The 6,364-nt window shown below is 39.0% G+C and carries 4 protein-coding genes and 2 pseudogenes; 2 read left to right on the top strand and 4 right to left on the bottom strand.

From position 1 onward, the window contains the following. Positions 1-300: 300 nt before the first annotated feature. On the bottom strand, positions 301-666 hold the full coding sequence (locus BTN49_RS13535; protein ID WP_146679451.1) for a hypothetical protein: 366 nt from the start codon (positions 664-666) through the stop codon (positions 301-303). Positions 667-1,584: 918 nt separating this feature from the next. Between BTN49_RS13535 and BTN49_RS11675 the strand changes: the two genes are divergently transcribed. Then, positions 1,585-2,799: a pyridoxal phosphate-dependent aminotransferase gene (locus BTN49_RS11675; protein WP_097357324.1), complete on the top strand. Its 1,215-nt coding sequence runs from the start codon at positions 1,585-1,587 to the stop codon at positions 2,797-2,799. 256 nt (positions 2,800-3,055) lie between these two features. Here the strand turns inward: BTN49_RS11675 and rrtA are convergent, their stop codons facing one another. From rrtA to BTN49_RS22740, 3 genes and pseudogenes are all read right to left on the bottom strand, one after another. After that, entirely contained in the window at positions 3,056-3,433 is a 378-nt protein-coding gene (rrtA, locus tag BTN49_RS18570; protein WP_223823912.1) for a rhombosortase, read from the bottom strand. Positions 3,434-3,752: 319 nt separating this feature from the next. After that, positions 3,753-4,523: pseudogene (locus BTN49_RS11665) on the bottom strand (IS5 family transposase). Positions 4,524-4,691: 168 nt separating this feature from the next. Then, positions 4,692-5,355 (bottom strand): annotated as a pseudogene (locus BTN49_RS22740) (transposase). Between the two features lie 551 nt (positions 5,356-5,906). On the opposite strand from BTN49_RS22740, the gene BTN49_RS14315 reads away from it, so the two are divergent. After that, positions 5,907-6,059: a hypothetical protein gene (locus BTN49_RS14315; RefSeq protein ID WP_158523768.1), complete on the top strand. Its 153-nt coding sequence runs from the start codon at positions 5,907-5,909 to the stop codon at positions 6,057-6,059. Positions 6,060-6,364 lie beyond the last annotated feature (305 nt).

Genomic DNA, 6,364 nt, shown 5'->3' with positions numbered 1-6,364 from the left:
GCAGAATGTGCTAAACCAGCCTGCCAACAAATACCTGAGCATCCACTGTCTCATACGTTTTCAACTTTATTTTATGTTATTGATAATAATACCTGACTTGATGACCGCCATATCCAACTATCTTAGATAAGCCTATCGGCAGGGATGACAAATAGTTGGTTAGGTATCGTATTAACCCTCGGTAGCTTTTGCTTGGGACTTTATTTTTATGACCATTGCTAGGATGGGCATAGAAACCATCAGGATAATTATCCCATAAGGTTCTTATAACATATTAACGCGCCGAAAACTCAATTTCCATTAACTTAAGTAAGTGTTTTTGCCAAAGTAATCGTAGCTGAGATAACGATAAATGCTGAAACCCTTTCTAATCCTAGTTAGAAGGAAAGAATACACCTTCAGCAGTACCACATGTAAATGCAGATTGTAATTGTCATTACGACTATGGGTATGGATGAAAACAATGACGGAGATTTCACACGCATCGGTCTTAAAGTGCGCCTGAATCAACTTTGATAAGCAGGCTTTTACCAAGACCATAAACCAAGAATACAAACGCTTCTGATTGGAGTGATTATGGAAAGGAATACGACACTGCCTAGGCAATGTTAAGACAACTTGCCGATAGATCACTCTAGGAAACAAGCAGACGCCTATTTTAACCATACTCTCCCGTACATAACGCTTATCCACATTGCGGATAAGCTTTCCCCTTACAATTAAAGTTAACTTTATGTTACCCTTAAACGCAACCCCAGCAGATCGCATTAAGGTAAGTGGTAAAGCCATTTGCTGATCTTCCATACTTCAGCATCTTAGTTATTTCTGAAAAAGCTAATAATCGGTGTCATATCGAGGATGACTGGACACGAATATGACCCAATTCGTAGTGAAAATACGTTTAAAGCGAAGTAGCTTCGATTTGATATCTTTGAAATTCATTCATGCCTTTCATCTGTTAAACCGTGCTGAATGTATCACAAAAATGGATAGGCTTTAAACCCCACCACATATATTCTCTGGGAGAAAATTACCTAGGTAAAAAACACCTCCTCAATACACGTGGTAGAGCGAGTTTTTGGTATCTCTCTCCTAACGATGTTTTTTAAAGTATTAGATGGTGGCTTAAGATATAATACCTGTGCATTTCAGATAACGGGAATAAATATAACTATTTAAAATAGTTTTCCTGAAATCTATTTTTTAGAGTAAAGATTAAATCGTCGATATATGCGATTTTACTCTCCAAATGGACGTAGTAAATCTCACCATGGAATATCAGATCCATCCGATAAGGAATGACTTCAAAGAACATTATATCTTATGGCTTGTCATAGATGAGACGAGTACTCTTCATTAGTTAGTGTAACAATTCCCAGCAATTCCCAGCAATTATCAGTTAACATCATTCCAAGCAGAGTAGGTTAGGTTGTTTTTGAATAAATTTTAATTTTTCAGTACATAATTCCAGTTCAACAGAACTCAATCACTAATTATTCCGTTACCTTTTACTATTCGCTACTTATATAAGCAGTATTGATCGTGTAATTTATTATAAATACGTAAGTACCTTCGGTAAACCAGATGCAAAAAGTTGAGATGTCAACAAAACTGGATCACATATGTTACGATATCCGTGGTCCAATAATGAAAGAAGCTAAACGCCTTGAAGAAGAAGGCCATAAAATCATCAAGCTAAATATCGGTAACCCTGCTCTTTTTGGTTTTGATGCACCGGATGAAATATTAGTAGACGTGATCCGAAACCTACCAATTTCACAGGGCTATTGTGATTCCAAAGGAATTTATTCTGCTCGAAAATCGGTAATCCAACACTACCAAAAACGTGGTATGCACGATTTAGACGTGGACGATGTATATCTAGGAAACGGCGTATCTGAACTAATCGTCATGGCGATGCAAGCATTGCTAAATAGAGACGATGAATTATTGGTACCCTCACCAGACTATCCACTTTGGACGGCAGCTGTATCATTATCAGGTGGTAATCCTGTGCACTATGTGTGTGATGAGATGTCTGATTGGTATCCAGATTTAGCAGATATCACAGCTAAAATTACGAGGAAGACCAAAGGCATAGTGCTCATCAACCCAAATAATCCAACAGGTGCTATCTACTGCCGTGATTTTTTGTTAGATATCGCCGAAATCTCACGTCAAAACGGTCTTATCATTTTTGCCGACGAGATTTATGACAAAATCATTTATGATGGTGCACAACATCATTCCATTGCACCATTAGCACCCGATGTGTTATGTGTTACCTTCAGTGGCCTATCTAAGGCCTATCGTGTGTGTGGCTTCCGATCAGGTTGGATGATCTTATCTGGACCACGACAGATTGCAACTGGATACATTGCCGGTTTGGATATGTTGGCCTCGTTACGTCTTTGTGCAAACGTGCCTATGCAACATGCTATTCAAACTGCATTAGGAGGTTACCAAAGCATCAATGAATTAATCCTACCAGGAGGTCGTTTATTAGAACAACGTAATAAGGCGCATGAACTCATCACCCAAATCCCAGGTATTAGCTGTGTCAAACCGAAAGGTGCTTTGTATCTGTTCCCGAAAATTGATACCAAGCGTTATAACATTCACAATGACGAACAGATGATGTTGGACTTCCTGATGGAGGGAAAAGTCTTGATGGTTCACGGATCGGGCTTCAACTGGCCAAAACCAGACCACTTCCGCATCGTGACATTACCGCGGGTGGATGATCTGGAGTTGGCTATCGGACGCTTTAGCCGTTTCCTGTCGACCTATCGTCAGTAGTATTACTTGCTAGGTTTACAAGAAGTGAACGCATGCGTGGACACAGAAATTCAACAGCTTGACTTAGCTTTGATGTTCAATTTTAAGCACAAACAATAATCCCACCATCGCACCCGTACAATGGGCTTGGTAGGCCACCTTAACACCAATAAGATCGGACGTCATTGAGTTCCCCACCTGTATAAACTTCATAGAGTAATTTGAGTATGATACCGAGGATGAACATCCATCCTAGAGGAGCATTATGCTGCATGTCTCAAATAAAACCCCAGACAAATAAGCCATGAAGTACACCAGAGAAACCTGAATATAGGTAAGAAGGGCTAAAGAACATAGCGATCCCAATCACTATCATCATGATTAAGATCATAAACCCCAACAAATGTGGCTCATAGTAACGACGGTGCAACATCGCGTGTGCTGCCAACGCCGTAAGATTCATAGCAAGGTGAATTGTATTAGCGTGTGTTAGATTTCCTGTTACGATACGCCACCACTGACCTGCCATAATATCTGCACGATTCCAAATAAGCACATGATGAATAGCGTCAATTTGTGCACAAATTGTGATAATGGCAATTAAACCAAATAATCGAAATACCGACAAATTGATCCCTATATCTCTACTTACCATTATGGTATGGTATGCTATGTACTGGAGTAACACTCCAGAACGTCAAACTATATTATGAACAATGCAGAGAGGGGTCATAGATTTAATATGCTTACTGTCATCTAAATGAAATACTCACACTCAATGTACATCCCTATCACATTATCATGCATTATCGCCAATTTTTAGTATCCGATTACGATGTTTCAAGCAAGTATGAAAGTTTAAATCTTCCTTCTCAATGCGTTGCTTATAGAGCTTACCTACAACTTACATGTTCTCAGGGCGTTGTTGATTCAATCAGGCCTATAACGCACTGATCCCAATTTTTTTTACAGTCTTAATTTGTCTGCTGGCAAACAGGCATACCGAGTATTAGAACTTTGTTCATCGATTTCACGTTTGCCAATGCTTCACTAACTTAAACATTTTAATTACGAAGAGTAAGTTTAGGGCTAAGTAACTGTTTATAGAGAAACATTGCTGTCTCTGATAATGAGCGTTTGTGATAATTCCTGTCTTTTCTACTCCGCCAGTTTGTCCTCTTTTACAGCCTTTACAGCTTCATTTCTAGGATACCCTTCCTCCCAGTACCCCGCGTTGTTTAGAGGTAGAATACTGGTCCTTATTCCTTTGTTATTCAGTACGTGGTGACATACCTATGTGTCATAGGCTCCATCAGCACTGACTTGCTGTATCTTTCGTGTTAATGAGTTAAGCAATATAGGTAAAACCTCATTATCATCCATAGAAACTAGGTCAACTTTTACAGCAATAACCTCATGAGTAGAAACATCAAGGGCAAGATGAAGTTTGCGCTTTATGCTCCTCTTCTCCTTACAGTGTTTACGCGTTTTCCATTTACCTTCGTCGTATACTTTTAGGTCTGTGGCATTAATAACGACGTGGAAGTTTAAAAATACCTTTCACCATCAGTGCCGTTTCAATTGCGGTATCCGCGAATATAAACCTACGGTCACGATGACCGCGATACCTTAGACAATGCCATATCTTAAGCAGCGACGTCTATCCAAACAGTCACTGAGCCACGGTTTACTAATGGTTGATTATATTGTTACCAGTTGCTGATCCTATACTTGGCTTTTTGCATCCTCACCTCCCGCTTAACTTCATGACGATCTGATCGTAGGAATTATGATTAGTTCAGATAGTTGTGAAACAACGCCTATTCTCAGAAACATTATCGTAGACACAGAAATTTGCCATATACTAAAAAGCGCTCTTAACTCCGGATAAGAGTTTCAAAAAATGATTAACCTCAGATCTGCATAATAAGCGCTTGCTTATCAAACCTAGTCATCTTGAAGCTCGGCTTCTTTTGGTTGAAATGAATATGCAATAAGCCCCTCCAGCAAGTTGCTCATAAAGCTGATACAACTACGGTACCGAGAATGCTCGATTTGGAATATATTTTTTAGTTGTTCAAAAACGGTTTTAATAATAAATCGTTTCCGGAGCATCAGGCGGTTCCGAAGTTTCATTACTTTGGGTTTCATGTTTTTTATACCCATTATCAGTATAACTCCCTTGTCTGCAAGTTCCTGCTCCAATGGATCAGAGATATAACCTTTATCTCCATATCAACACTCCCATCGTTTCTTTTCCTCGCTTCTCGGTACCTTGAAAAACTTGATGTTTGAAAATTTGTAGGTTGTAATAAACCTGTAGCTTGGACGAATCAACAAAGGAAATCCCTGACGGTGAGTGAGGAAGCGACAAACAAAGTGGATGTAATAGCTTTTGAAGTCTCAATATCCTGATTGATGGAAAGCTATCACTATCATCATCACTTCGCTAACTAAGAGGCAAGAAAGCTTGTTTCTTTATTTGATACCGGAAAAAATTAGGTATTTTGCACATGCAGGAAGGAAACTATGGCAGAATCCATCGACATCGACGAGAATAGCATCTAAATTATTCATACCCAAGTCCTTGTGCAGTAAATAGTTTATTTCAAACGATCAGATCGCGACTTTGGCATTTAGTCCATTTCTTAAGCGCAGCTCAGGTTGATTAAATATCTTTTCATTACGACAGCCGAAAACATGCGAAACGATCGGTTTTAATTGGGGATACCCAGCACAAGTGCTGGTTGTTCTTTTACCTAAAAATTTTCTCCCTGAAATTATATGTGGTGGGGCTTAAGGCATGTCCCTTTCTGTGATATACTTCGCAAGATTTAACAGATAAAAGGCATGAATGAATTTCAAAGATATCAAATCGAAGCTACTTCGCTTTAAACGTATTTTCACTACGAATTGGGTCATATTCGTATCCAGTCATCCTCGATATGACACCAATTATTAGTTTTTTCAGAAATAACTAAGATGCTGAAGTATGGAAGATCAGCAAATGGCTTTACCACTTACCTTAATGCTATACTGGGGTTGCGTTCAAGGGTAACATAAAGTTAACTTTAATTGTAAGGGGAAAGCTTATCCGCAATGTGGATAAGCGTTATGTACGGGAGAATATGGTCAAAATAGGCGTCTGCCTGTTTCCTAGAGTGATCTATCGGCAAGTTGTCTTAACATTGCCTAAGCAGTGTCGTATTCCTTTCCATAATCACTCCAATCAGAAGCGTTTGTATTCTTGGTTTATGGTCTTGGCAAAAACACTTACTTAAGTTAATGGAGATTGAGTTTTCGGTGCGTTAATATGTGATAAGAACCTTATGGGATAATTATCCTGATGGTTTCTATGCCCATCCTAGCAATGGTCATAAAAATAAAGTCCCAAGCAAAAGCTACCGAGGGTTAATACGATACCTAACCAACTATTTGTCATCCCTGCCGATAGGCTTATCTAAGATAGTTGGATATGGCGGTCATCAAGTCAGGTATTATTATCAATAACATAAAATAAAGTTGAAAACGTATGAGACAGTGGATGCTCAGGTATTTGTTGGCAGGCTGGTTTAGCACATTCTGC

The organism is Candidatus Enterovibrio escicola, from assembly GCF_002464935.1.
Taxonomy (GTDB): domain Bacteria; phylum Pseudomonadota; class Gammaproteobacteria; order Enterobacterales; family Vibrionaceae; genus Enterovibrio; species Enterovibrio escicola.
This window is presented reverse-complemented; position numbering and strand designations above follow the sequence as displayed.